This is a genomic window from Saccharopolyspora taberi (genome assembly GCF_039534165.1).
GTDB lineage: Bacteria > Actinomycetota > Actinomycetes > Mycobacteriales > Pseudonocardiaceae > Saccharopolyspora_D > Saccharopolyspora_D taberi.
The window spans coordinates 165,570-185,767 of sequence record NZ_BAAAUX010000020.1 but is presented as its reverse complement, the minus strand read 5'-3'; the positions used below and the strand labels follow the sequence as shown (position 1 = coordinate 185,767).

Sequence of the window (20,198 nt, the reverse complement as noted above, 5' to 3'; positions counted from 1 at the left end):
CGGCCCGCACGCCCCGGGGTGAGGTTGCCTACACGTTTAAATGATCGAAGGCGCACGGGCGGGCAATTCCGAGTTGGTACGTTCTCGCCCGCGGGGCAGTGGGAGCGGGGCGCTCACGAGCCCGGCAGGTCCGATCACGACGGAAGCGGGTGTCGAAAGCCGATGAGCGAGCAGGTTCCGGGAAACGAGGCCCCGAACGCCCACGAGAGGTTCCTCGGCAGCATGCTCGGCGGCGCGATGGGCGACGCCCTCGGCTACGCCATCGAGTTCCACGACCTCGGCATGATCCGCCGCCACCACGGCGAAGCGGGGCTGACCGAACCGGTGCTCCGCGACGGTCTGGCCAACATCTCCGACGACACCCAGATGATGCTGTTCACGCTGGAAGGGCTGATCCGGGCCCACATCGCGCGGCGCATCAAGCCGGTCGACAACGACCCCGTTCCCGAGGTGCAGCACGCGTACCAGCGCTGGTACCACACGCAGAACCAGCCCTGGGAGCAGGCGGCCGGGCCCTACGCCAGGCACCTGCCGCAGCCCGACGGCTGGCTGATCACCAACAGCGACCTGTTCAGCCCCCGCGCCCCCGGCAACACGTGCCTGACCGCGCTCGGGAACTTCGCGCGGACCCACCAGCACGCGACCCCGCAGCACCGGATCAACGACTCCAAGGGCTGCGGCGGCGTCATGCGCGCCGCGCCGGTCGCGGTGTGGTCCAACGACCCGGCCGAGGTGTTCAAGGCCGCCGTCGACACCGCGGCGCTGACCCACAGCCACCCCAGCGGGTTCCTGTCCGCCGGCGTGCTGGCGGTGATCGTGCACCAGCTGATCCGGTCGGTCCCGCCGGCCGACTCCGTGCGGATCGCCCGCGAACTGCTCGTCCGCTGGCCCGAGCACGAGGAGCAGCTCGCGGCGCTGGACGCGGCCGTCGAGCTGGCGGGCCGGGGCGCGGTCACCCCGGAGGAGCTGAAGGAGGAGCTCGGCCAGGGCTGGGTGGGCGAGGAGGCCCTCGCGATCGGCCTCTACGCGGCCATGGCCACCGACAACCCGCGGGACGCGCTGCTGCTGTCGGTGAACCACTCGGGGGACTCCGACTCCACCGGGATCGTGTGCGGCAACATTGCGGGGGCGATCCACGGAATCCGCGCCATTCCCCCGGAGTGGCTTGAAAAGCTCGAACTGCACGACCTGATCCGCACCATCGCCCAGGACGCACTGGCCGAGTTCAGCCCGAACCCGCCCACCGACGCGGCGTGGACGCAGCGGTACCCCGCCTGGTGACCCCCGCCTGGCGACCCGCAGCCTGGTGACCCCGACAGGAGACACAGGGATGACCGACACGAACTCCTGGTCCGCCCGCCCGAACCGACCGGTGATGCCGCCCGGCGACGCGTGGGCGGAGCGCTTCCGCGGCGCGATGCTCGGCGGTGCGGTCGGCGACGCCCTCGGCGCGGCCGTCCGGTGGCGGTCCGGGGCGGAGATCCAGCACTGGTTCCCGCCGCGCGGGGTCGTGGACCTCATCCCGGTCTTCGGCCGCCGGGGCGCGGCCACCGACCTCACCCAGATGACGGTGTTCACGCTGGAAGCGCTGCTGCGCGCCAAGGCCGCCAACATCGATCCGAACGGCTGGCTGCCGACGGACCTGGTGAGCGTCAACCACCTGCGGTGGCTGCACACGCAGGGCGTGCCGTGGGAGTACGCGATGGCCGCGGTGCTCGGCAGGTACCCCGAGCCCGCGGGCTGGCTGCTGGAACGGCCCGAGGTGCACTCCACCCGCAACCCGACCGGGTTCGCGCTGGCCGCGATGGGCCGGGCCGCGGCGCCGAACCCGCCGAGCCCGCTGCTGGGCGACACGTGCGTTTCGGACGCCATCGTGTGGGCCGCGCCGACGCTGTTGTGGGGCAACGCGGGCGAGCTGGTCTTCGCCGCCGGAGCGATGGTCGCGCACCTGTTCACCGCGGACGTCAACACGCAGGCCGCGGCCGGTCTGCACAGCGACGTGCTCGCACAGCTGGTCCGCGGAAACGGGCTCTGGGACGCGGTTTCGGCGTCGGAGAAGCAGCGGCTCGGCCGGACCTACACCGCTGGCCCGCCGCCCGCCGACGTCCACCGGACCGTGCACGCCGCGATGTTCGCGGGCCAGCGCGGCCAGCGGCTCGGACCGGCGGAGCTGGACATCGAGTTCGACACCTACGGCAAGCCGGGTGAGCTCGGCATCGCGCTGGCCTCGGTGGCGTGCACGGACAACTTCGCCGACGCGGTGCGGATGGCGGTGAACCACTCGGCGGACAGCTCGGTGTCCGGCGCGTTGGCCGGGCAGCTCGCGGGAGCGCTGTACGGGCCCGGCGCGATCCCGGAGCGGTGGCTGGAACAGCTGGAGATGCGCGAGATCGTCGAGCTGCTGTGCGCTGACGCGGCCGAGGCGTTCGCGGCACCGACCATGCCGAAGTGGGCGCAGCGCTACGTGGCCGACAGCAGGCCGCCCGCCGCTCCGCTCGCCCTGGCCGCACCGCAGGGGTCCACAGTGGATGCTTCGGCGGCGGAGGCTACTTCGGCGGCGGAGGCCACGATGGTGCTGCCCGCGATCCGGCCGGACGACCCGGACCCGCGCGAGCAGACCGCGCCCCAGCCGGTCGTGCGGGACGAGCCGGAGCCCGCGCCGGTCTTCGTCCCGGAACCGGTCAGCGGTGAGTTCCTCCCCGCAGAGGAGGGAAACTCCGCGGGGCAGCCGACCTTCCCGGCGCCGCCCGAGCCCGAGCCCGTCGATTCCCCGGCGGAAGTCCTCGCCGACGTCGAAGCCGAGGACGTCGAAGCCGCCGAGACCGGACTCGACCTCGAGGTGGCCGATCCGGAGCCGGATTCCGAGGTCGACATCCAGTCGTTCATCGACCCGGGGCTGCTCATCGACGCGGAACTGCCCGCAGAGCCGGAACTGCCCGCAGAGCCGGAACTGTCCGGCGAAACCGAGCCGGAAACCGAACTCGCCACCGACCCGGACCCGGCGGACGAGGCCGAGCCGGAAGAGGACGCCCTCGAATCCGACGGCGTCGGCCTCGAAGAAGCCGAGCCGGAAGACGCCGAGCCGGAAGAATCCCAGCCGGAACAAGCCGAGCTGGAAGAAGCCGAACTCGAAGAAAACGGCTACGAAGAAGCTGACACCGAAGAAGCCGAGCCCGAAGAAAACGACTCCGCAGAGCCCGAACTCGAAGAAGTCGAGCCCGCAGAAGTCGCGGCGGAACCGGTAGCGGCCCTCGCCGCCTTAGCGCAAATCGGCGCCGAGTCCGAGAACGGCGCCGAACCCGGCTTCCCGACCACCGAACCCGCCCCGGTGGCCATCTCCTCCGGCGGCCACGCCAAGGCCGAGGACCCCGACTACGTCGCCCCGTCGCTGACCGAACGCGTGCTCGGCTGCTTCCTCGGCGGCGCGCTCGGCGACTCGCTGGGCTCCGACCTGGAGTTCCGGACCGCGGAGGAGATCACCCAGCGGTTCGGCCCGGACGGCCCGCGCGGCCTGCGGGAGGCGTACGGCGTGCGCGGTGCGATCACCGACGACACCCAGATGACGCTGTTCACCGCCGAAGGGCTGATCCGCGGCAGCATCGCGCAGCGCACCCTCGGCTCGGACGACCCGCTGCCCGAGGTGCAGCTGGCCTACCAGCGCTGGCTGCACACCCAGGGCGTGGCGTGGGAGGCCGCCGCAGGCTGGTACATCTCCGACCACCCCGTGCCCGACGGCTGGCTGATCGAGGTCCCCGGGCTGTTCAGCACCAGGGGACCGGGCAAGACGATCTTCCGCGCGCTGTCGGACTTCGGCGACGGCCGCCCGGCTGGCTCGTTCTCCCACAAGATCAACGACTCCAAGGGCTGCGGCGGTGTCATGCGGGCCGCGCCCGCGGCGCTGTACTCCGCCGACCCGGCCGAGGTCTTCGAGCTCGCCGCCCGGACTGCCGCGCTGACCCATACCCACCCCGCCGGCTACCACTCGGCGGGCGCGCTCGCGGTGATCGTGCAGCAGGCGCTGCTCGGCCGCAGTCTCGACGACGGCGTCTGGCTGGCCCTCCAGGTCCTGGAGACCTGGGAGGACCACGACGAGACCACCGCGATGCTCAAGCTCGCCGTCGAGCTGGCGGGCAGCGGGGTGCCCAGCCCGCGCCACATCGAGGAGGTCCTCGGCGGCGGCTGGGTCGGCGAGGAGGCGCTGGCCATCGCCGTGTGCGCGGCGCTGGTCGGCGGCGACGACGTCGAGCTGGCGCTGCGGGTGGCCGCCCACCACTCCGGCGACAGCGACTCCACCGCCGCGATCTGCGGCAACATCGTCGGCGCCCTGCTGGGCGTGAGCGCGCTGCCGGTGGACTGGCTGGCCGACCTGGAGCTGCGCGACGTCATCGAGCAGATGGCGCTGGACTGCGTGGTCGAGTTCGGGGTGGGCGCCTTCCACCCGGACGCCCCGGACGTGGCCCGCCCGGTCGACGAGGACTGGAACGACCGGTACCCGGTCCGCGCGCGCCGGGAGGAGCAGCTGCCGGAGAACTCCTCGCGCAGGCTGCGCGCGGTCTCCGACGAGCCGGAGCCGCTCGCCGAGTTCCCGTCGCCGAAGCCTTCGCCGCGCCGGATCAACGGCGTGATGCCCGGTTCGGTCTACGACGCCGACCGCTGACCGCACGCGAGCCGGCCGGCAGCACCGCCGGCCGGCTCGCGCAACCGTTCGAGCCTGCGCCTTTGGTGTGCTCTCCGGTCCCAGCTCTCCGGCAACCCTTGCGGCAATGGGTAGAGTGGCTGATCAGACACGGCGAGCCCGGTGGCCGGCGGCGCTCGAAGGAGCCCTGGTCGGACCGGGCAGGTCATGGGTACCCCCGTTTTGACCCCCTCAGAACGGGGCGGGTATCTTTGTTTATCGGACCCGAGCCATCGGGTCGATCCGCATGCCCGTGCGTGACGGCGATCGTTATCCGCGATCGCGGACACCGCCGCGGGCGGCGGAACTCCTCCTGACAGCCCACTGGGGTCATTCCCGTTGGGACGCCATCAGCGCCGCAAGGCCGAGGAGCGGGCGACACGCCCGACCTCGTGGTGCGGGGGAGTCCCAAGTACACAGTGCCTGCGGTGCTCGACGCCAGGGCACGGTGCGTCAAGCGGAGCTCGGACGAGCGGCGCTTGGACGAGTAGCCAGAAGACGCGAACGCTGACAGAAAGCCGGTCCATGCCCACCATCCAGCAGCTGGTCCGTAAGGGCCGCCAGGACAAGGTCGCGAAGACCAAGACCGCGGCGCTCAAGGAGAGCCCGCAGCGGCGTGGCGTGTGCACCCGCGTGTACACCACCACCCCGAAGAAGCCCAACTCGGCACTGCGCAAGGTCGCCCGTGTCAAGCTCACCAGCGGCATCGAGGTCACGGCTTACATCCCGGGTGAGGGGCACAACCTGCAGGAGCACTCGATCGTGCTCGTTCGCGGCGGCCGTGTGAAGGACCTCCCCGGCGTGCGGTACAAGATCATCCGCGGTTCCGCTGACACCCAGGGCGTCAAGAACCGCAAGCAGTCCCGCAGCAAGTACGGCGCCAAGAAGGAGAAGAGCTGATGCCCCGCAAGGGTCCGGCCCCGAAGCGGCCGTTGCACGCCGACCCCGTCTACAGCTCGCCGCTGGTCACCCAGCTGGTGAACAAGGTCCTGGTGGACGGCAAGCGTTCGCTGGCCGAGCGCATCGTGTACGCCGCGCTGGAAGGCTGCCGGGAGAAGACCGGCACCGACCCGGTCGTCACGCTCAAGCGCGCGCTGGACAACGTCAAGCCCACCCTCGAGGTCCGCAGCCGCCGCGTCGGTGGCGCGACCTACCAGGTGCCGATCGAGGTCCGGGCCGGCCGCTCCACCACCCTGGCGCTGCGCTGGCTGGTGACCTACTCGCGGGCCCGCCGCGAGAAGACCATGGTCGAGCGCCTGATGAACGAGCTCCTGGACGCGAGCAACGGTCTTGGCGCGAGCGTCAAGAAGCGCGAAGACACGCACAAGATGGCGGAGTCCAACAAGGCCTTCGCGCACTACCGCTGGTGACGTCGGGTCGGCTCCTGCCCGCTTCGACTCACCGATTCGACAGCTGAACCTGCTGTAGGAACGGGGAACAAACTCGTGGCACGCGACGTGCTGACAGACCTGACCAAGGTCCGCAACATCGGCATCATGGCCCACATCGACGCGGGCAAGACCACCACGACCGAGCGGATCCTCTACTACACGGGGATCACGTACAAGATCGGCGAGGTGCACGACGGCGCCGCGACGATGGACTGGATGGAAGAGGAGCAGAAGCGGGGTATCACCATCACCTCGGCTGCTACCACGACCTTCTGGGACGACAACCAGATCAACATCATCGACACCCCGGGGCACGTCGACTTCACCGTCGAGGTGGAGCGGTCCCTGCGCGTGCTCGACGGTGCGGTCGCGGTGTTCGACGGCAAGGAAGGTGTCGAGCCCCAGTCCGAGCAGGTCTGGCGTCAGGCGGACAAGTACGAGGTCCCCCGCATCTGCTTCGTCAACAAGATGGACAAGCTGGGCGCGGACTTCTACTACACCGTCAAGACCATCGAGGAGCGCCTCAACGCCAAGCCGCTGGTCCTCCAGCTGCCGATCGGTGCGGAGTCCGACTTCGAGGGCGTCGTCGACCTGGTCCGGATGAAGGCCCTGACCTGGCGAGGCGAGGTCAAGAAGGGCACGGACTACGCGGTCGAGGACATCCCGGCCGACCTCGCCGACCGCGCCGCGGAGTACCGCGAGAAGCTGGTCGAGGCCGTCGCGGAGTCCGACGAGGAGCTCATGGAGCTCTACTTCGGCGGCGAGGAGCTGACCGAGGAGCAGATCAAGGGCGCCATCCGCAAGATCACCATCAACCGGGAGGCGTTCCCGGTGCTGTGCGGTACCGCGTTCAAGAACAAGGGTGTCCAGCCGATGCTGGACGCGGTCGTCGACTACCTGCCCTCGCCGCTGGACGTCCCGGCCGTGCAGGGCACGCTGACCGACGGCGAGACCCCGGCCGAGCGCAAGCCCAGCACCGAGGAGCCCTTCTCCGCGCTGGTCTCGAAGATCTCGGTGCACCCGTTCTTCGGCAAGCTGACCTACGTCCGGGTCTACTCCGGCAAGGTCTCCTCCGGCACCCAGGTCATCAACTCGACCAAGGAGCGCAAGGAGCGCATCGGGAAGATGTTCCAGATGCACTCCAACAAGGAGAACCCGGTCGAGGAGATCCAGGCGGGTCACATCTACGCGGTGATCGGTCTCAAGGACACGACCACCGGTGACACCCTGTGCGACCCGGCGAACCCGATCGTCCTCGAGTCGATGACCTTCCCGAAGCCGGTCATCGAGGTGGCCATCGAGCCCAAGACGAAGGCCGACCAGGAGAAGCTGTCCACGGCGATCCAGAAGCTCGCCGAGGAGGACCCCACGTTCCAGGTCAAGCTGGACGAGGAAACCGGTCAGACCATCATCAAGGGCATGGGTGAGCTGCACCTCGAGGTCCTGGTCAACCGGATGAAGACGGACTTCAAGGTCGAGGCGAACATCGGTAAGCCCCAGGTGGCCTACCGCGAGACGATCCGCAAGACCGTCGACAAGTACGAGTACACGCACAAGAAGCAGACCGGTGGTTCGGGTCAGTTCGCCCGGGTCATCATCGCGCTCGAGCCGATCGAGCAGACCGCCGACAGTGCGACGTACGAGTTCGAGAACAAGGTCACCGGTGGCCGCGTGCCGCGGGAGTACATCCCGTCGGTCGACCAGGGTGCCCAGGACGCCATGCAGTACGGCGTGCTGGCCGGCTACCCGCTGGTCGGCATCAAGGTGACCCTGCTGGACGGCCAGTACCACGAGGTCGACTCCTCGGAAATGGCCTTCAAGGTGGCCGGCTCGATCGCGCTGAAGGAGGCCGCCGCCAAGGCGTCCCCCGCGATCCTCGAGCCGATCATGGCGGTCGAGGTGACCACGCCCGAGGACTACATGGGTGACGTCATCGGCGACCTGAACTCCCGCCGTGGCCAGATCCAGGCCATGGAGGAGCGCAGCGGCACCCGCGTCGTGAAGGCTCAGGTCCCGCTGTCCGAGATGTTCGGGTATGTCGGCGACCTGCGCTCCAAGACGCAGGGTCGTGCGAACTACTCGATGGTGTTCGACTCCTATGCCGAGGTTCCCGCGAACGTGGCGAAGGAGATCATCGCGAAGGCGACCGGGGAGTAATCCCCAGTTCCGGCGGCGGGTGGCCGCGGCTCCGCTCGCGGAGGTGCGGCCACCGGTCACCAACCCGACAGGACTCCGCCTGGCACAACAAGTCGTACGGCGGAAAGTTAACAAGTCCAGGAGGACAATCCAGTGGCGAAGGCGAAGTTCGAGAGGGACAAGCCGCACGTCAACATCGGGACCATCGGTCACGTTGACCACGGCAAGACCACGCTCACCGCGGCGATCACCAAGGTGCTGCACGACAAGCACCCGGAGCTGAACCCCTTCACGCCGTTCGACGAGATCGACAAGGCGCCGGAGGAGAAGCAGCGCGGCATCACGATCCAGATCGCGCACGTCGAGTACCAGACCGAGAAGCGTCACTACGCGCACGTCGACGCCCCCGGTCACGCCGACTACGTCAAGAACATGATCACCGGTGCCGCCCAGATGGACGGTGCGATCCTGGTGGTCGCGGCGACCGACGGCCCGATGCCGCAGACCCGGGAGCACGTGCTGCTCGCCCGCCAGGTCGGCGTTCCCTACATCCTGGTCGCGCTGAACAAGGCCGACATGGTCGACGACGAGGAGATCATCGAGCTCGTCGAGATGGAGGTCCGCGAGCTGCTGTCGGCTCAGGAGTTCCCCGGCGACGACGTCCCGGTCGTCCGCGTCTCCGCGCTGAAGGCGCTGGAGGGCGACGCCGAGTGGGGCGAGAAGATCATGGAGCTGCTGAACGCGGTCGACGAGAACGTTCCGGACCCGGAGCGCGAGACCGACAAGCCGTTCCTGATGCCGATCGAGGATGTCTTCTCCATCACCGGTCGTGGCACCGTGGTGACCGGGCGCATCGAGCGCGGCGTCATCAACGTGAACGAAGAGGTCGAGATGGTCGGCATCAAGGAAAAGCCGATCAAGACCACCGTCACCGGTGTCGAGATGTTCCGCAAGCTGCTCGACCAGGGCCAGGCCGGTGACAACGTCGGTCTGCTCATCCGCGGTGTGAAGCGCGAAGAGGTCGAGCGCGGCATGGTCGTCGTGAAGCCCGGCACCACCACCCCGCACACCGAGTTCGAGGCGCAGGTCTACATCCTGTCCAAGGACGAGGGTGGTCGGCACACGCCGTTCTTCAACAACTACCGCCCGCAGTTCTACTTCCGCACCACCGACGTGACCGGCGTCGTGACCCTCCCCGAGGGCACCGAGATGGTCATGCCGGGCGACAACACCGAGATGTCGGTGCAGCTCATCCAGCCGATCGCGATGGACGAAGGTCTGCGCTTCGCGATCCGCGAGGGTGGCCGCACGGTCGGCGCGGGCCGCGTCACCAAGATCCACAAGTGATCCGGTAGAGGGCCTGCCTTCCTTCGGGAGGGCAGGCCCTCTGCGGGTTCGGGCGGGAAACCGAGATCGAATTCCCGCTGAACCCACCCCCGATTTGGGTTGACATACGGCGTGTGTCATCCTGTATGGGTTGCTCGTTCGACAGCGGTCGGATTCCGGCGTCACCAGGAGATCTGGGTTTCACCGGATGATTCCGACCGCTTCGTTACGAACAGCCTCGCGCCCTTGGTTCGGGCCAGGACCGGTTCTCCGGGCCTGTGCTGCCGATCAGGGTGGCAAGAGTAGGTGTACGGGCTCAAGCCCATCCCACCGGCGAAGTTCGGCGGGACCGGTATGCGGTCAACAGGCGACACGCCCGACCGCGTGTACCGGGCACCAAACACCTGAACAGGGGCGGACCGAGGGCTGTGACCCATCCCCGCCGGACATCCGGCACCGGGGGAGCTCACACGGCTGAGGCCGCGCAGGGCACCAACGCCCACAGGGGTGCGGTGCACCCGCTCCCTACATGCAACCGCGGCACGAGACTAGAGGAACGGCAAGCCACTATGGCGGGACAGAAGATCCGCATCCGGCTCAAGGCCTACGACCACGAGGCGATCGACGCGTCTGCGCGCAAGATCGTCGAGACCGTGACGCGCACCGGCGCTCGGGTCGTCGGGCCGGTGCCGCTGCCCACTGAGAAGAACGTCTACTGCGTCATCCGCTCCCCGCACAAGTACAAGGACTCGCGGGAGCACTTCGAGATGCGGACGCACAAGCGGCTCATCGACATCCTCGAACCGACGCCGAAGACGGTGGACGCGCTCATGCGCATCGACCTGCCAGCCAGCGTCGACGTGAACATCCAGTAGGCGGAGAGACGAGACCCATGTCTGACAGGCAGATCAAGGGGATTCTGGGCACCAAGCTCGGCATGACCCAGGTCTTCGACGACCAGAACCGGGTGGTCCCGGTGACCGTCGTGCAGGCCGGGCCGAACGTGGTCACCCAGATTCGCACCCCGGAGAAGGACGGCTACTCGGCCGTGCAGCTGGCGTTCGGCGCCATCGACCCGCGCAAGGTGAACAAGCCGCGCACCGGCCACTTCACCAAGGCCGGCGTCACCCCGCGCCGCCACGTCGTCGAGCTGCGCACCGCCGACGCCGGTGAGTACGAGGTCGGCAACGAGGTCACCGCCGAGGTCTTCGAGGCCGGCACGGTGGTCGACGTCGTCGGCACCAGCAAGGGCAAGGGCTTCGCGGGCACCATCAAGCGCCACGGCTTCCGCAGCCAGGGCGCGAGCCACGGTACCCAGGCCGTGCACCGCAAGCCGGGTTCCATCGGTGGCTGCGCCACCCCGGGCCGCGTGTTCAAGGGCATGCGGATGGCCGGGCGGATGGGCTCCAACCGCGTCACCACCCAGAACCTCAAGGTTCACCGGGTCGACGCCGAGTCCGGCCTGCTGCTGATCAAGGGCGCCATCCCCGGCCCGAAGGGCGGACTGGTGCTGGTGAAGAGTCCTGCGAAGGGTGGTGCGTGATGAGCGTGACGCTGGACGTCCGTACCCCGGACGGCAAGACCGACGGCACCGTCGAGCTGCCCGCCGAGATCTTCGACGTGCAGGCGAACATCCCGCTGATGCACCAGGTCGTCGTGGCCCAGCTCGCCGCGGGCAGGCAGGGCACGCACGCGACGAAGACCCGCGGCCAGGTGTCCGGTGGCGGCAAGAAGCCGTACCGGCAGAAGGGCACCGGTAACGCCCGCCAGGGCTCGATCCGCGCCCCGCAGTTCACCGGTGGTGGCACCGTCCACGGGCCGCAGCCGCGCGACTACTCGCAGCGGACCCCGAAGAAGATGAAGATCGCCGCGCTGCGCGGTGCTCTGTCCGACCGCGTCCGCGCGGGCCAGCTGCACGTGGTGACCCACGTGGTCGGCGGCGAGCAGCCCTCGACCAAGCAGGCCAAGGCGGCGGTGCGGACCTGGACCGAGGCCAAGCGCGTTCTGGTGGTGCTCAACAAGTCGGAGGAGACCTCCTGGCTGAGCCTGCGCAACCTGCAGAACGTCCACCTGATCGACCCGTCCCAGCTGAACACCTATGACGTCCTGGTCAACGACGACGTCGTGTTCACCAAGTCGGCGTTCGAGCGTTTCGTTGCCGGCCCGGCCCAGGGCAAGGCGGCGAAGGCGGCGGCTACCTCTGGTGAGGCTGAGGAGGCGAACCAGTGATCCCCGACCCGCGAGACATCATCCTTGCGCCGGTGATCTCCGAGAAGAGCTACGGGCTGCTCGAGGAGAACCAGTACACGTTCCTGGTCCGCCCGGGTTCGAACAAGACCGAGATCAAGATCGCGGTCGAGAAGATCTTCGGCGTGAAGGTCACCAACGTGAACACGATCAACCGCCAGGGCAAGCGCAAGCGCACCCGCACCGGGTACGGCCAGCGCAAGGCCACCAAGCGGGCGATCGTGACGCTGTCCCCGGAGAGCAAGCCGATCGAGATCTTCGGCGGACCGGCCGCCTGACCGGCGCTGACTAGGACGAGGTTGCGTTAGAGATGGGCATTCGCAAGTACAAGCCGACGACGCCAGGGCGTCGTGGCTCCAGCGTGTCCGACTTCGCCGAAATCACACGGTCGGAGCCGGAGAAGTCGTTGCTGCGCCCGCTGCACGGTCGCGGTGGTCGCAACGCACACGGCAAGATCACCACGCGGCACAAGGGCGGCGGCCACAAGAAGGCGTACCGCCTGATCGACTTCCGCCGCAACGACAAGGACGGTGTGCCTGCCAAGGTCGCGCACATCGAGTACGACCCGAACCGCAGTGCTCGGATCGCTCTGCTGCACTACGCCGACGGCGAGAAGCGCTACATCATCGCGCCGAACGGCGTGAAGCAGGGCGACCGCATCGAGAGCGGTGCGCGGGCCGACATCAAGCCGGGCAACAACCTGCCGCTGCGCAACATCCCCACCGGTACCGTGATCCACGCGATCGAGCTGCGTCCCGGTGGCGGGGCCAAGATCGCGCGCTCGGCCGGTGCCCGGGTCCAGCTGGTGGCCAAGGACGGCCCGTACGCCCAGCTGCGGATGCCCTCGGGCGAGATCCGCAACGTGGACGCCCGGTGCCGCGCCACGGTCGGCGAGGTCGGCAACTCCGAGCACGCCAACATCAACTGGGGCAAGGCGGGCCGGATGCGGTGGAAGGGCAAGCGCCCGACCGTCCGCGGTGTCGTCATGAACCCGGTGGACCACCCGCACGGTGGTGGTGAGGGCAAGACCTCGGGTGGTCGCCACCCGGTCAACCCGAAGGGCAAGCCGGAAGGCCGCACCCGCCGCCGCAAGCCCAGTGACAAGCTCATCGTCCGCCGTCGCCGCACCGGCAAGAAGCGCTGAGCAGGGAGGTAGGAGAACATGCCACGCAGCCTGAAGAAGGGCCCGTTCGTGGACGACCACCTGCTCAAGAAGGTGGACGCGCTGAACGAGTCGGGCAAGAAGACCGTGATCAAGACCTGGTCCCGCCGGTCGACGATCATCCCCGACATGCTCGGGCACACCTTCGCGGTGCACGACGGCCGCAAGCACGTGCCGGTGTTTGTCAACGAGTCCATGGTCGGGCACAAGCTGGGCGAGTTCGCCCCCACCCGCACCTTCAAGGGCCACGTCAAGGAAGACCGGAAGTCGCGCCGCCGCTGAGCGGGTCTGTGACGAACGAACAGCAGCAAGGGGTAGCAGGATGACAGCCCGTTCCGACGACACTGCCGCGGAGGAGAACCCGCGCGCAGTGGCGCGGGCCCGCTTCGTCCGCGTGACGCCGATGAAGGCCCGTCGCGTGGTCGAGCTCATCAAGGGCCGTAGCGCCAGCGAAGCCCTGGCCGTGCTCCAGTTCGCGCCGCAGGCCGCCAGCGGTCCGGTGTCGAAGGTGCTCGCCAGTGCCGTCGCCAACGCGGAGAACAACCTCTCGCTCGACCCCGACACCCTCTGGGTGCACCGGGCGTACGTGGACGAGGGGCCGACGCTGAAGCGATTCCGCCCGCGTGCGCAGGGTCGCGCGTACCGGATCCGCAAGCGGACCAGCCACATCACGGTCGAGGTCGAGTCGCGTCCGAAGGTGGCCGGCAAGTCCAAGAGCCAGAAGGGGAGTGCCCGGTAGTGGGTCAGAAGATCAACCCGCACGGCTTCCGGCTCGGCATCACCACGGACTGGAAGTCCCGCTGGTACGCCGACAAGCAGTACTCGGAATACGTCGCGGAGGACGTCAAGATCCGCCGTCGGCTCTCTCGCGGTATGGAGCGCGCCGGTATCTCCAAGGTGGAGATCGAGCGCACCCGCGAGCGGGTCCGGGTGGACATTCACACCGCCCGGCCGGGCATCGTCATCGGCCGCCGCGGTGCCGAGGCGGACCGCATCCGCGGTTCCCTGGAGAAGCTGACCGGCAAGCAGGTCCAGCTCAACATCCTCGAGGTCAAGAACGCCGAGGCGGATGCGCAGCTGGTCGCCCAGGGCGTTGCCGAGCAGCTCTCGAACCGGGTGTCGTTCCGGCGCGCGATGCGCAAGGCCATCCAGTCGGCCATGCGCTCCCCGCAGGTCAAGGGCATCCGCGTGCAGTGTGGTGGCCGTCTCGGCGGTGCCGAGATGTCCCGGTCGGAGTTCTACCGCGAGGGCCGGGTTCCGCTGCACACGCTGCGCGCCGACATCGACTACGGCTTCTTCGAGGCCCGCACCACCTTCGGGCGCATCGGCGTCAAGGTGTGGATCTACAAGGGTGAGCTGGTCGGTGGCCTGAAGCAGAAGCAGCAGGAGTCCGAGGTCCGCCCGCCGCGCGGCGAGCGGGGCGAGCGGGGTGGCCGTCCCGAGCGCGGCGGCCGTCGCCGTTCGGGTGCGTCCGGCACCACGGGCTCCGGTGGCACCGAGGCCGGCCGCGCCGCGGCGGACAAGTCCGACAAGGCCAAGGCCGCGGACTCCGCCGAGCAGGCCGCCCCGGCGACCGAAGAGAAGACGGAGGGCTGAGACGTGCTCGTCCCACGCAGGGTGAAGTGGCGCAAGAGCCACGCGCCGAAGCGCAAGGGCTTCGCCAAGGGCGGCACCCGGATCAACTTCGGTGAGTACGGCATTCAGGCGATCGAGCACGGCTACGTGACCAACCGTCAGATCGAGTCGGCCCGTATCGCCATCACCCGGCACGTCAAGCGTGGCGGCAAGGTGTGGATCAACATCTTCCCGGACCGCCCGCTGACCAAGAAGCCGGCCGAAACCCGTCAGGGTTCCGGTAAGGGTTCCCCGGAGTCCTGGGTCGCCAACGTCAAGCCCGGTCGCATCATGTTCGAGCTGAACTTCCCGAACGAGAAGACCGCGATCGAGGCGCTGACCCGTGCGGCGCACAAGCTCCCGATGAAGTGCAAGATCGTGTCCCGCGAGGGTGGTGACTTCTGATGGCAGCGGGTGTCACCGCCACCGAGCTGCGCGAGCTCAACGACGAGGAGCTCGTGCTCAAGCTGAAGGAAGCGAAGGAAGAGCTTTTCAACCTCCGTTTCCAGATGGCGACCGGACAGCTGGAGAACAACCGCCGGCTGCGCGTCGTCCGCCGGGACATCGCCCGGATCTACACGATCATGCGTGAGCGCGAACTGGGCCTGACGGTTTCCCCTGAAGGCGCTGAGGAGGGCGCGGCATGAGTGAGCAAGGACAGGGCGTGACCCGCAACTACCGCAAGGTCCGCGAGGGCTACGTCGTCTCGGACAAGATGGACAAGACGATCGTGGTCTCGCTCGAGGACCGCAAGAAGCACGCCCTCTACGGCAAAGTCATGCGCCGCAACACCAAGGTGAAGGCGCACGACGAGGCCAACACCGCGGGTGTGGGCGACCGGGTTCTCCTGATGGAGACCCGCCCGCTGTCGGCGACCAAGCGCTGGCGGCTGGTCGAGGTCGTCGAGAAGGCCAAGTAAGTCGGCATCGCGGTCGGCCGGCCGTTGGAGGTTTTCAGCGGCCGGCCGAATCGTGTGCCGGTTGACCGCGCGCGTCGGGTCGGAAATCCGTCGCGCCAGAGTGCTCCCGGGCGAAGGCCCGGGTGCTTAGGGTCAGGAGTCAGACGTGATCCAGCAGGAGTCGCGACTTCGCGTCGCCGACAACACTGGGGCCAAGGAGATCCTCACCATCCGGGTTCTCGGCGGCTCCGGTCGGCGGTACGCCGGTATCGGGGACATCATCGTGGCGACCGTCAAGGAAGCCATCCCCGGTGCCAACGTCAAGAAGGGCGATGTGGTCAAGGCCGTCATCGTCCGGCAGAAGAAGGAAAAGCGTCGTCCGGACGGTTCCTACATCCGGTTCGACGAGAACGCCGCGGTGCTGATCAAGCCGGGCGGCGAGCCGCGTGGAACCCGTATCTTCGGGCCCGTCGGCCGCGAGCTGCGTGACAAGAAGTACATGAAGATCATCTCGCTCGCGCCGGAGGTGCTGTGATGAAGGTCAAGAAGGGTGACACCGTCGTTGTCATCTCGGGCAAGGACAAGGGCGCCAAGGGCAAGGTGATCGCCGCCTACCCGCAGCGCGAGAAGGTCCTCGTCGAGGGCGTCAACCGGATCAAGAAGCACACCAAGGTCTCCCGGACCGAGCGTGGTGCGCAGTCCGGTGGCATCGTCACGCAGGAAGCACCGATCCACGTCAGCAACGTGATGGTCGTCGACTCCGACGGCCAGCCCACGCGCGTCGGCTACCGCATCGGTGAAGACGGCAAGAAGGTTCGCATCTCTCGCCGCAACGGTAAGGACATCTGATCATGACCACGACTGAGAAGATCGTCCCCCGGCTCAAGGCTCGCTACCGCGACGAGATCCGCCAGGCACTCAACGAGGAGTTCAAGTACTCCAACGTGATGCAGGTGCCCGGTGTGGTCAAGGTCGTGGTCAACATGGGTGTCGGCGACGCCGCGCGGGACAGCAAGCTGATCGAGGGCGCGGTGCGCGACCTGGCGACCATCACCGGCCAGAAGCCGGAGATCCGCAAGGCCCGCAAGTCCATCGCGCAGTTCAAGCTGCGCGAGGGCATGCCGATCGGTGCCCGCGTCACGCTGCGCGGCGACCGGATGTGGGAGTTCATCGACCGGCTGGTCACGATCGCGCTGCCGCGCATCCGCGACTTCCGGGGGCTGTCGGGCAAGCAGTTCGACGGCAACGGCAACTACACCTTCGGCCTCAACGAGCAGTCGATGTTCCACGAGATCGACCCGGACTCGATCGACCGCCCGCGCGGTATGGACATCACCGTCGTCACGACGGCCAACACCGATGAGGAAGGCCGGGTGCTGCTGCGCCGGCTGGGCTTCCCGTTCAAGGAGCAGTGACCGTGGCCGTTGCTGTGGATCGAAACAAGGAGAGCTGAGCCGATGGCCAAGAAGGCACTGGTCAACAAGGCCGCCGCCAAGCCGAAGTTCAAGGTCCGGGGCTACACCCGGTGCCAGCGCTGCGGCCGTCCGCGGTCGGTGTTCCGCAAGTTCGGGCTCTGCCGCGTGTGCTTCCGCGAGATGGCGCACGCAGGCGAGCTGCCGGGCGTGAGCAAGAGCAGCTGGTGAGGTCCCGCCCGACGGAGGTCCGGCGGCTGCCGGTACCCTCGTCGGGCGCTACCAGGGCGTTTGCCCTCCGCTGAGGAACGCTCGCGTTCGCGCGGGAAGAACAACGGGCCTGCCGTCGCGGCAGGCGATGATCCCGACTTCGTCCAGGCCAGGCTCCAGACGGTGCCGCGCGCACCAGTCAGGAACCGTCGGAACCAGACGAGAAAGGTTGAAGAGGTCACCATGACGATGACCGACCCGATCGCAGACATGCTCACTCGTCTGCGCAACGGCAGTACCGCGTATCACGACGAGGTCGTGATGCCGCACTCCAAGCTCAAGGCGAACATCGCCGAGATCCTCAAGCGCGAGGGCTACGTGGCCGGCTCCCGCACGGAGCAGGGCGAGAAGGGCCAGAACCTGGTCGTCGAGCTCAAGTACGGCCCGAACCGCGAGCGCAGCATCGCGGGCCTGCGCCGGGTTTCCAAGCCGGGCCTGCGGGTGTACGCCAAGTCCACCAACCTGCCGAAGGTGCTGGGCGGACTGGGCATCGCGATCATTTCGACCTCCGGCGGTCTGCTGACCGACCGGCAGGCCATCAAGCAGGGCGTGGGCGGGGAAGTCCTCGCCTACGTCTGGTAAGGGAGGAGGAACGGCCATGTCGCGCATTGGAAAGCTGCCGATCACCGTCCCCTCCGGCGTCGAGGTGACGATCGACGGCCAGACCGTGACGGTCAAGGGCCCCAAGGGGTCCCTGGTGCAGGAGATCGCCGAGCCGATCGTCGTCGAGAAGGACGAGGACGGTTCGATCCTGGTCAAGCGGCCCGACGACGAGCGCTACAGCCGCTCGCTGCACGGACTGTCCCGCAGCCTGGTGAACAACATGGTGGTCGGCGTCAGCCAGGGCTACCAGAAGGACCTCGAGATCCACGGCGTGGGTTACCGCGTGCTGCAGAAGGGCTCGAACCTCGAGTTCGCCCTGGGCTACAGCCACCCCGTCGTCGTCGAGCCGCCGGAGGGCATCCAGTTCGCCACCGACGGTCCCACCAAGCTGTCGGTCAAGGGGATTGACAAGCAGCTGGTCGGCGAGATCGCCGCCAGGATCCGCAAGCTGCGCAAGCCCGACCCGTACAAGGGCAAGGGCGTTCGCTACGCGGGCGAGACCATCCGCCGCAAGGTCGGAAAGACGGGTAAGTGACCATGAGCGAGACCACCACAGCTACCAAGCGCAAGCCAGTGGGCAAGGGCATCTCGGGCGTGCGTCGGACCGCCCGTTCCAACCGCCACTTCCGCCTCCGCAAGAAGGTCAGCGGCACCCCGGCGCGTCCGCGGCTGGTCGTCACGCGGTCCACGCGGCACATCGTCGCGCAGGTCATCGACGACACCGTCGGGCACACGCTGGCCTCGGCCTCCACGATGGAGACCGACCTGCGTTCGTTCGAGGGCGACAAGAAGGCCAAGGCCGCCAAGATCGGCGAGCTGGTCGCGGCCCGCGCCAAGGAGGCCGGGGTCGACAAGGTCGTCTTCGACCGCGGCGGCAACGCCTACCACGGCCGGGTGGCCGCGCTGGCCGACGCCGCCCGCGAGGGCGGTCTGGAGTTCTGATCATGCGTAAGACAGCGAACGGAAGGGACGCCTGATGCCTGGACGCACTCGGCGTGACGGCGGTTCGGAGTCCGGCGGCAAGGACCGCCGGGACCGCCGCGACGGTGGCCGTGGCGGGGCGGCCCAAGAGAAGACCCCGCAGTTCGAGCGAGTCGTGACCATCAACCGGGTCGCGAAGGTCGTCAAGGGCGGTCGGCGGTTCAGCTTCACCGCGCTGGTCGTCGTCGGCGACGGTGACGGCATGGTCGGTGTCGGCTACGGCAAGGCCAAGGAAGTTCCGGCGGCGATCGCCAAGGGCGTCGAGGAGGCGAAGAAGAACTTCTTCCGCGTGCCTCGGCTCGCGGGCACCATCACCCACCCGGTCCAGGGCGAGGACGCCGCGGGCGTCGTGCTGCTGCGTCCGGCCAGCGCCGGTACCGGTGTCATCGCCGGTGGCCCGGTGCGCGCGGTGCTGGAGTGCGCCGGCGTGCACGACGTGCTGAGCAAGTCGCTGGGCAGCGACAACCCGATCAACATCGTGCACGCGACCGTGGCGGCGCTGAAGCAGCTCCAGCGTCCGGAAGAGGTCGCGGCGCGCCGCGGCCTGCCGCTGGAGGACGTCGCCCCGGCGTTCATGCTGCGGGCCCGTGCGGGTCAGGGGGCGTGACAATGGCACAGCTGAAGATCACCCAGCACAAGGGTCTGGTCGGCGCCAAGCAGAACCAGAAGGACTCGATGCGGACCCTCGGTCTGCGCAAGATCCGCCAGTCGGTGATCCGCCCGGACACCCCTGACGTGCGCGGCCTGGTCAACGTCGTGCGCCACCTGGTGCACGTCGAGGAGGTCAACTGAGCATGGTCATCAAGATTCACGACCTGCGGCCGGCTCCCGGCGCCAAGCGCGACAAGATCCGGGTCGGTCGCGGTGAGGGCTCCAAGGGCAAGACCGCCGGTCGGGGTACCAAGGGCACCAAGGCCCGCAAGAACGTCTCCCCGCGCTTCGAGGGCGGGCAGATGCCGATCCACATGCGGCTCCCGAAGCTCCGCGGCTTCAAGAACCGCTTCCGCACCGAGTACCACGGTGTGAACGTCGGCAAGCTGGCCGCCGCGTTCCCGCAGGGCGGGACCGTCGGGATCGACGAGCTGATCTCGGCCGGTCTGGCCAACAAGGGCGAGCTCGTCAAGATCCTCGGCGACGGGGACCTGGAGGGCGTCAAGCTGGACGTGACCGCGCACGCGTTCACCGGCAGCGCCCAGGAGAAGCTCACCGCCGCGGGTGGTTCGGCCACCAAGCTGGACCGCTGACGGCGCTTCGCGAACAGGGCCGGTCGACCTCCGGGTCGGCCGGCCCTGGCGCATTTGTGCCACGTGCGGCGGACCGGTGCCGCGGGTGCCGGTAACCGGTTCGGGGACCGGGTTCGGCCCAAGATCACCCGTTGTTGCGATGCGCCGCAGGTCCAAGCGGTGCAAGGGGTTCTGCTCGGTTCGCCGAGAGCGAAGCGTTGATCACCGGTGAGCTGTCGGTCGCCGACCGTGTCGGCCCG

27 protein-coding genes are annotated in these 20,198 nt (G+C 68.4%); all 27 read left to right on the top strand.

Features of this window, described 5'->3' with window-relative positions; translation table 11 throughout:
• The first annotated feature begins 162 nt into the window (after window positions 1–162).
• The 27 genes from ABD691_RS25455 to rplO all read left to right on the top strand — a co-directional run bounded on the left by ABD691_RS25455 (window position 163) and on the right by rplO (window position 19,959).
• Entirely contained in the window at window positions 163–1,281 is a 1,119-nt protein-coding gene (locus tag ABD691_RS25455) for an ADP-ribosylglycohydrolase family protein (protein ID WP_344683842.1), read from the top strand.
• 49 nt (window positions 1,282–1,330) lie between these two features.
• The gene (locus ABD691_RS25450) at window positions 1,331–4,657 is read left to right on the top strand and encodes an ADP-ribosylglycohydrolase family protein (RefSeq protein ID WP_344683840.1); all 3,327 of its coding nucleotides are present in this window, start codon (window positions 1,331–1,333) and stop codon (window positions 4,655–4,657) included.
• Between the two features lie 543 nt (window positions 4,658–5,200).
• Window positions 5,201–5,575 carry a 30S ribosomal protein S12 gene (gene rpsL, locus ABD691_RS25445; protein ID WP_344683838.1) on the top strand — a complete coding sequence of 125 codons (375 nt, stop codon included), beginning with the start codon at window positions 5,201–5,203 and terminating at the stop codon, window positions 5,573–5,575.
• Window positions 5,575–6,045, top strand: coding sequence for a 30S ribosomal protein S7 (rpsG, locus tag ABD691_RS25440; protein WP_344683836.1), 471 nt, complete (start codon window positions 5,575–5,577; stop codon window positions 6,043–6,045). The genes rpsL and rpsG overlap by 1 nt, the downstream gene beginning before the upstream one ends.
• 75 nt (window positions 6,046–6,120) lie before the next feature.
• The gene (gene fusA / locus ABD691_RS25435; protein WP_344683834.1) at window positions 6,121–8,223 is read left to right on the top strand and encodes an elongation factor G; all 2,103 of its coding nucleotides are present in this window, start codon (window positions 6,121–6,123) and stop codon (window positions 8,221–8,223) included.
• 132 nt (window positions 8,224–8,355) lie between these two features.
• Window positions 8,356–9,549 (top strand): elongation factor Tu, encoded by a 1,194-nt coding sequence (gene tuf, locus ABD691_RS25430; RefSeq protein ID WP_344683833.1) that lies wholly within the window; start codon window positions 8,356–8,358, stop codon window positions 9,547–9,549.
• Window positions 9,550–10,097: 548 nt separating this feature from the next.
• Window positions 10,098–10,403: a 30S ribosomal protein S10 gene (rpsJ, locus tag ABD691_RS25425; RefSeq protein ID WP_009948626.1), complete on the top strand. Its 306-nt coding sequence runs from the start codon at window positions 10,098–10,100 to the stop codon at window positions 10,401–10,403.
• A gap of 17 nt (window positions 10,404–10,420) precedes the next feature.
• Complete coding sequence (gene rplC, locus ABD691_RS25420) at window positions 10,421–11,071, top strand: 50S ribosomal protein L3 (protein WP_344683831.1); 651 nt, start codon at window positions 10,421–10,423, stop codon at window positions 11,069–11,071.
• Complete coding sequence (rplD, locus tag ABD691_RS25415; protein ID WP_344683828.1) at window positions 11,071–11,757, top strand: 50S ribosomal protein L4; 687 nt, start codon at window positions 11,071–11,073, stop codon at window positions 11,755–11,757. Before rplC ends, rplD begins: the two co-directional genes overlap by 1 nt.
• Window positions 11,754–12,053 (top strand): 50S ribosomal protein L23, encoded by a 300-nt coding sequence (gene rplW, locus ABD691_RS25410; RefSeq protein WP_344683827.1) that lies wholly within the window; start codon window positions 11,754–11,756, stop codon window positions 12,051–12,053. Before rplD ends, rplW begins: the two co-directional genes overlap by 4 nt.
• Before the next feature lie 32 nt (window positions 12,054–12,085).
• The gene (gene rplB / locus ABD691_RS25405) at window positions 12,086–12,919 is read left to right on the top strand and encodes a 50S ribosomal protein L2 (RefSeq protein WP_344683825.1); all 834 of its coding nucleotides are present in this window, start codon (window positions 12,086–12,088) and stop codon (window positions 12,917–12,919) included.
• A gap of 18 nt (window positions 12,920–12,937) precedes the next feature.
• A complete protein-coding gene (gene rpsS / locus ABD691_RS25400; RefSeq protein ID WP_344683823.1) occupies window positions 12,938–13,219 on the top strand; it encodes a 30S ribosomal protein S19 in 282 nt (93 codons plus the stop codon).
• Between the two features lie 40 nt (window positions 13,220–13,259).
• Window positions 13,260–13,676 carry a 50S ribosomal protein L22 gene (rplV, locus tag ABD691_RS25395; RefSeq protein WP_344683821.1) on the top strand — a complete coding sequence of 139 codons (417 nt, stop codon included), beginning with the start codon at window positions 13,260–13,262 and terminating at the stop codon, window positions 13,674–13,676.
• Complete coding sequence (gene rpsC, locus ABD691_RS25390; protein ID WP_344683819.1) at window positions 13,676–14,533, top strand: 30S ribosomal protein S3; 858 nt, start codon at window positions 13,676–13,678, stop codon at window positions 14,531–14,533. The genes rplV and rpsC overlap by 1 nt, the downstream gene beginning before the upstream one ends.
• 3 nt (window positions 14,534–14,536) lie before the next feature.
• On the top strand, window positions 14,537–14,956 hold the full coding sequence (rplP, locus tag ABD691_RS25385; protein ID WP_344683818.1) for a 50S ribosomal protein L16: 420 nt from the start codon (window positions 14,537–14,539) through the stop codon (window positions 14,954–14,956).
• Window positions 14,956–15,198: a 50S ribosomal protein L29 gene (gene rpmC, locus ABD691_RS25380; protein WP_344683816.1), complete on the top strand. Its 243-nt coding sequence runs from the start codon at window positions 14,956–14,958 to the stop codon at window positions 15,196–15,198. Before rplP ends, rpmC begins: the two co-directional genes overlap by 1 nt.
• Window positions 15,195–15,470 carry a 30S ribosomal protein S17 gene (rpsQ, locus tag ABD691_RS25375; protein ID WP_344683814.1) on the top strand — a complete coding sequence of 92 codons (276 nt, stop codon included), beginning with the start codon at window positions 15,195–15,197 and terminating at the stop codon, window positions 15,468–15,470. The genes rpmC and rpsQ overlap by 4 nt, the downstream gene beginning before the upstream one ends.
• Window positions 15,471–15,615: 145 nt before the next feature.
• Window positions 15,616–15,984, top strand: coding sequence for a 50S ribosomal protein L14 (rplN, locus tag ABD691_RS25370; protein ID WP_344683812.1), 369 nt, complete (start codon window positions 15,616–15,618; stop codon window positions 15,982–15,984).
• Entirely contained in the window at window positions 15,984–16,298 is a 315-nt protein-coding gene (rplX, locus tag ABD691_RS25365) for a 50S ribosomal protein L24 (protein WP_344683810.1), read from the top strand. The genes rplN and rplX overlap by 1 nt, the downstream gene beginning before the upstream one ends.
• A gap of 2 nt (window positions 16,299–16,300) precedes the next feature.
• On the top strand, window positions 16,301–16,864 hold the full coding sequence (gene rplE, locus ABD691_RS25360) for a 50S ribosomal protein L5 (protein WP_344683808.1): 564 nt from the start codon (window positions 16,301–16,303) through the stop codon (window positions 16,862–16,864).
• Window positions 16,865–16,906: 42 nt separating this feature from the next.
• On the top strand, window positions 16,907–17,092 hold the full coding sequence (locus ABD691_RS25355) for a type Z 30S ribosomal protein S14 (protein WP_344683806.1): 186 nt from the start codon (window positions 16,907–16,909) through the stop codon (window positions 17,090–17,092).
• Window positions 17,093–17,314: 222 nt separating this feature from the next.
• Window positions 17,315–17,713 carry a 30S ribosomal protein S8 gene (rpsH, locus tag ABD691_RS25350; protein ID WP_344683804.1) on the top strand — a complete coding sequence of 133 codons (399 nt, stop codon included), beginning with the start codon at window positions 17,315–17,317 and terminating at the stop codon, window positions 17,711–17,713.
• Window positions 17,714–17,729: 16 nt separating this feature from the next.
• Window positions 17,730–18,269 (top strand): 50S ribosomal protein L6, encoded by a 540-nt coding sequence (gene rplF, locus ABD691_RS25345; RefSeq protein ID WP_344683802.1) that lies wholly within the window; start codon window positions 17,730–17,732, stop codon window positions 18,267–18,269.
• 2 nt (window positions 18,270–18,271) lie between these two features.
• Window positions 18,272–18,676, top strand: a complete 405-nt coding sequence (gene rplR, locus ABD691_RS25340) for a 50S ribosomal protein L18 (protein WP_425565154.1) — start codon at window positions 18,272–18,274, stop codon at window positions 18,674–18,676.
• A 34-nt stretch (window positions 18,677–18,710) separates the two neighbouring features.
• Window positions 18,711–19,322, top strand: coding sequence for a 30S ribosomal protein S5 (gene rpsE / locus ABD691_RS25335; protein ID WP_344683798.1), 612 nt, complete (start codon window positions 18,711–18,713; stop codon window positions 19,320–19,322).
• Window positions 19,323–19,324: 2 nt separating this feature from the next.
• Complete coding sequence (rpmD, locus tag ABD691_RS25330) at window positions 19,325–19,507, top strand: 50S ribosomal protein L30 (protein ID WP_344683796.1); 183 nt, start codon at window positions 19,325–19,327, stop codon at window positions 19,505–19,507.
• Between the two features lie 2 nt (window positions 19,508–19,509).
• Complete coding sequence (gene rplO / locus ABD691_RS25325; protein ID WP_344683795.1) at window positions 19,510–19,959, top strand: 50S ribosomal protein L15; 450 nt, start codon at window positions 19,510–19,512, stop codon at window positions 19,957–19,959.
• Window positions 19,960–20,198 lie beyond the last annotated feature (239 nt).

Bases quoted from the DNA above. Each gene is read 5' to 3' on its own strand.
- ABD691_RS25455 (WP_344683842.1), top strand. From the start codon at position 163: ATGAGCGAGCAGGTTCCGGGAAACGAGGCCCCGAACGCCCACGAGAGG.
- ABD691_RS25450 (WP_344683840.1), top strand. From the start codon at position 1,331: ATGACCGACACGAACTCCTGGTCCGCCCGCCCGAACCGACCGGTGATG.
- rpsL (WP_344683838.1), top strand. From the start codon at position 5,201: ATGCCCACCATCCAGCAGCTGGTCCGTAAGGGCCGCCAGGACAAGGTC.
- rpsG (WP_344683836.1), top strand. From the start codon at position 5,575: ATGCCCCGCAAGGGTCCGGCCCCGAAGCGGCCGTTGCACGCCGACCCC.
- rpsJ (WP_009948626.1), top strand. From the start codon at position 10,098: ATGGCGGGACAGAAGATCCGCATCCGGCTCAAGGCCTACGACCACGAG.
- rplC (WP_344683831.1), top strand. From the start codon at position 10,421: ATGTCTGACAGGCAGATCAAGGGGATTCTGGGCACCAAGCTCGGCATG.
- rplD (WP_344683828.1), top strand. From the start codon at position 11,071: ATGAGCGTGACGCTGGACGTCCGTACCCCGGACGGCAAGACCGACGGC.
- rplB (WP_344683825.1), top strand. From the start codon at position 12,086: ATGGGCATTCGCAAGTACAAGCCGACGACGCCAGGGCGTCGTGGCTCC.
- rpsS (WP_344683823.1), top strand. From the start codon at position 12,938: ATGCCACGCAGCCTGAAGAAGGGCCCGTTCGTGGACGACCACCTGCTC.
- rplV (WP_344683821.1), top strand. From the start codon at position 13,260: ATGACAGCCCGTTCCGACGACACTGCCGCGGAGGAGAACCCGCGCGCA.
- rpmC (WP_344683816.1), top strand. From the start codon at position 14,956: ATGGCAGCGGGTGTCACCGCCACCGAGCTGCGCGAGCTCAACGACGAG.
- rpsQ (WP_344683814.1), top strand. From the start codon at position 15,195: ATGAGTGAGCAAGGACAGGGCGTGACCCGCAACTACCGCAAGGTCCGC.
- rplX (WP_344683810.1), top strand. From the start codon at position 15,984: ATGAAGGTCAAGAAGGGTGACACCGTCGTTGTCATCTCGGGCAAGGAC.
- rplE (WP_344683808.1), top strand. From the start codon at position 16,301: ATGACCACGACTGAGAAGATCGTCCCCCGGCTCAAGGCTCGCTACCGC.
- ABD691_RS25355 (WP_344683806.1), top strand. From the start codon at position 16,907: ATGGCCAAGAAGGCACTGGTCAACAAGGCCGCCGCCAAGCCGAAGTTC.
- rpsH (WP_344683804.1), top strand. From the start codon at position 17,315: ATGACGATGACCGACCCGATCGCAGACATGCTCACTCGTCTGCGCAAC.
- rplF (WP_344683802.1), top strand. From the start codon at position 17,730: ATGTCGCGCATTGGAAAGCTGCCGATCACCGTCCCCTCCGGCGTCGAG.
- rplR (WP_425565154.1), top strand. From the start codon at position 18,272: ATGAGCGAGACCACCACAGCTACCAAGCGCAAGCCAGTGGGCAAGGGC.
- rpsE (WP_344683798.1), top strand. From the start codon at position 18,711: ATGCCTGGACGCACTCGGCGTGACGGCGGTTCGGAGTCCGGCGGCAAG.
- rpmD (WP_344683796.1), top strand. From the start codon at position 19,325: ATGGCACAGCTGAAGATCACCCAGCACAAGGGTCTGGTCGGCGCCAAG.
- rplO (WP_344683795.1), top strand. From the start codon at position 19,510: ATGGTCATCAAGATTCACGACCTGCGGCCGGCTCCCGGCGCCAAGCGC.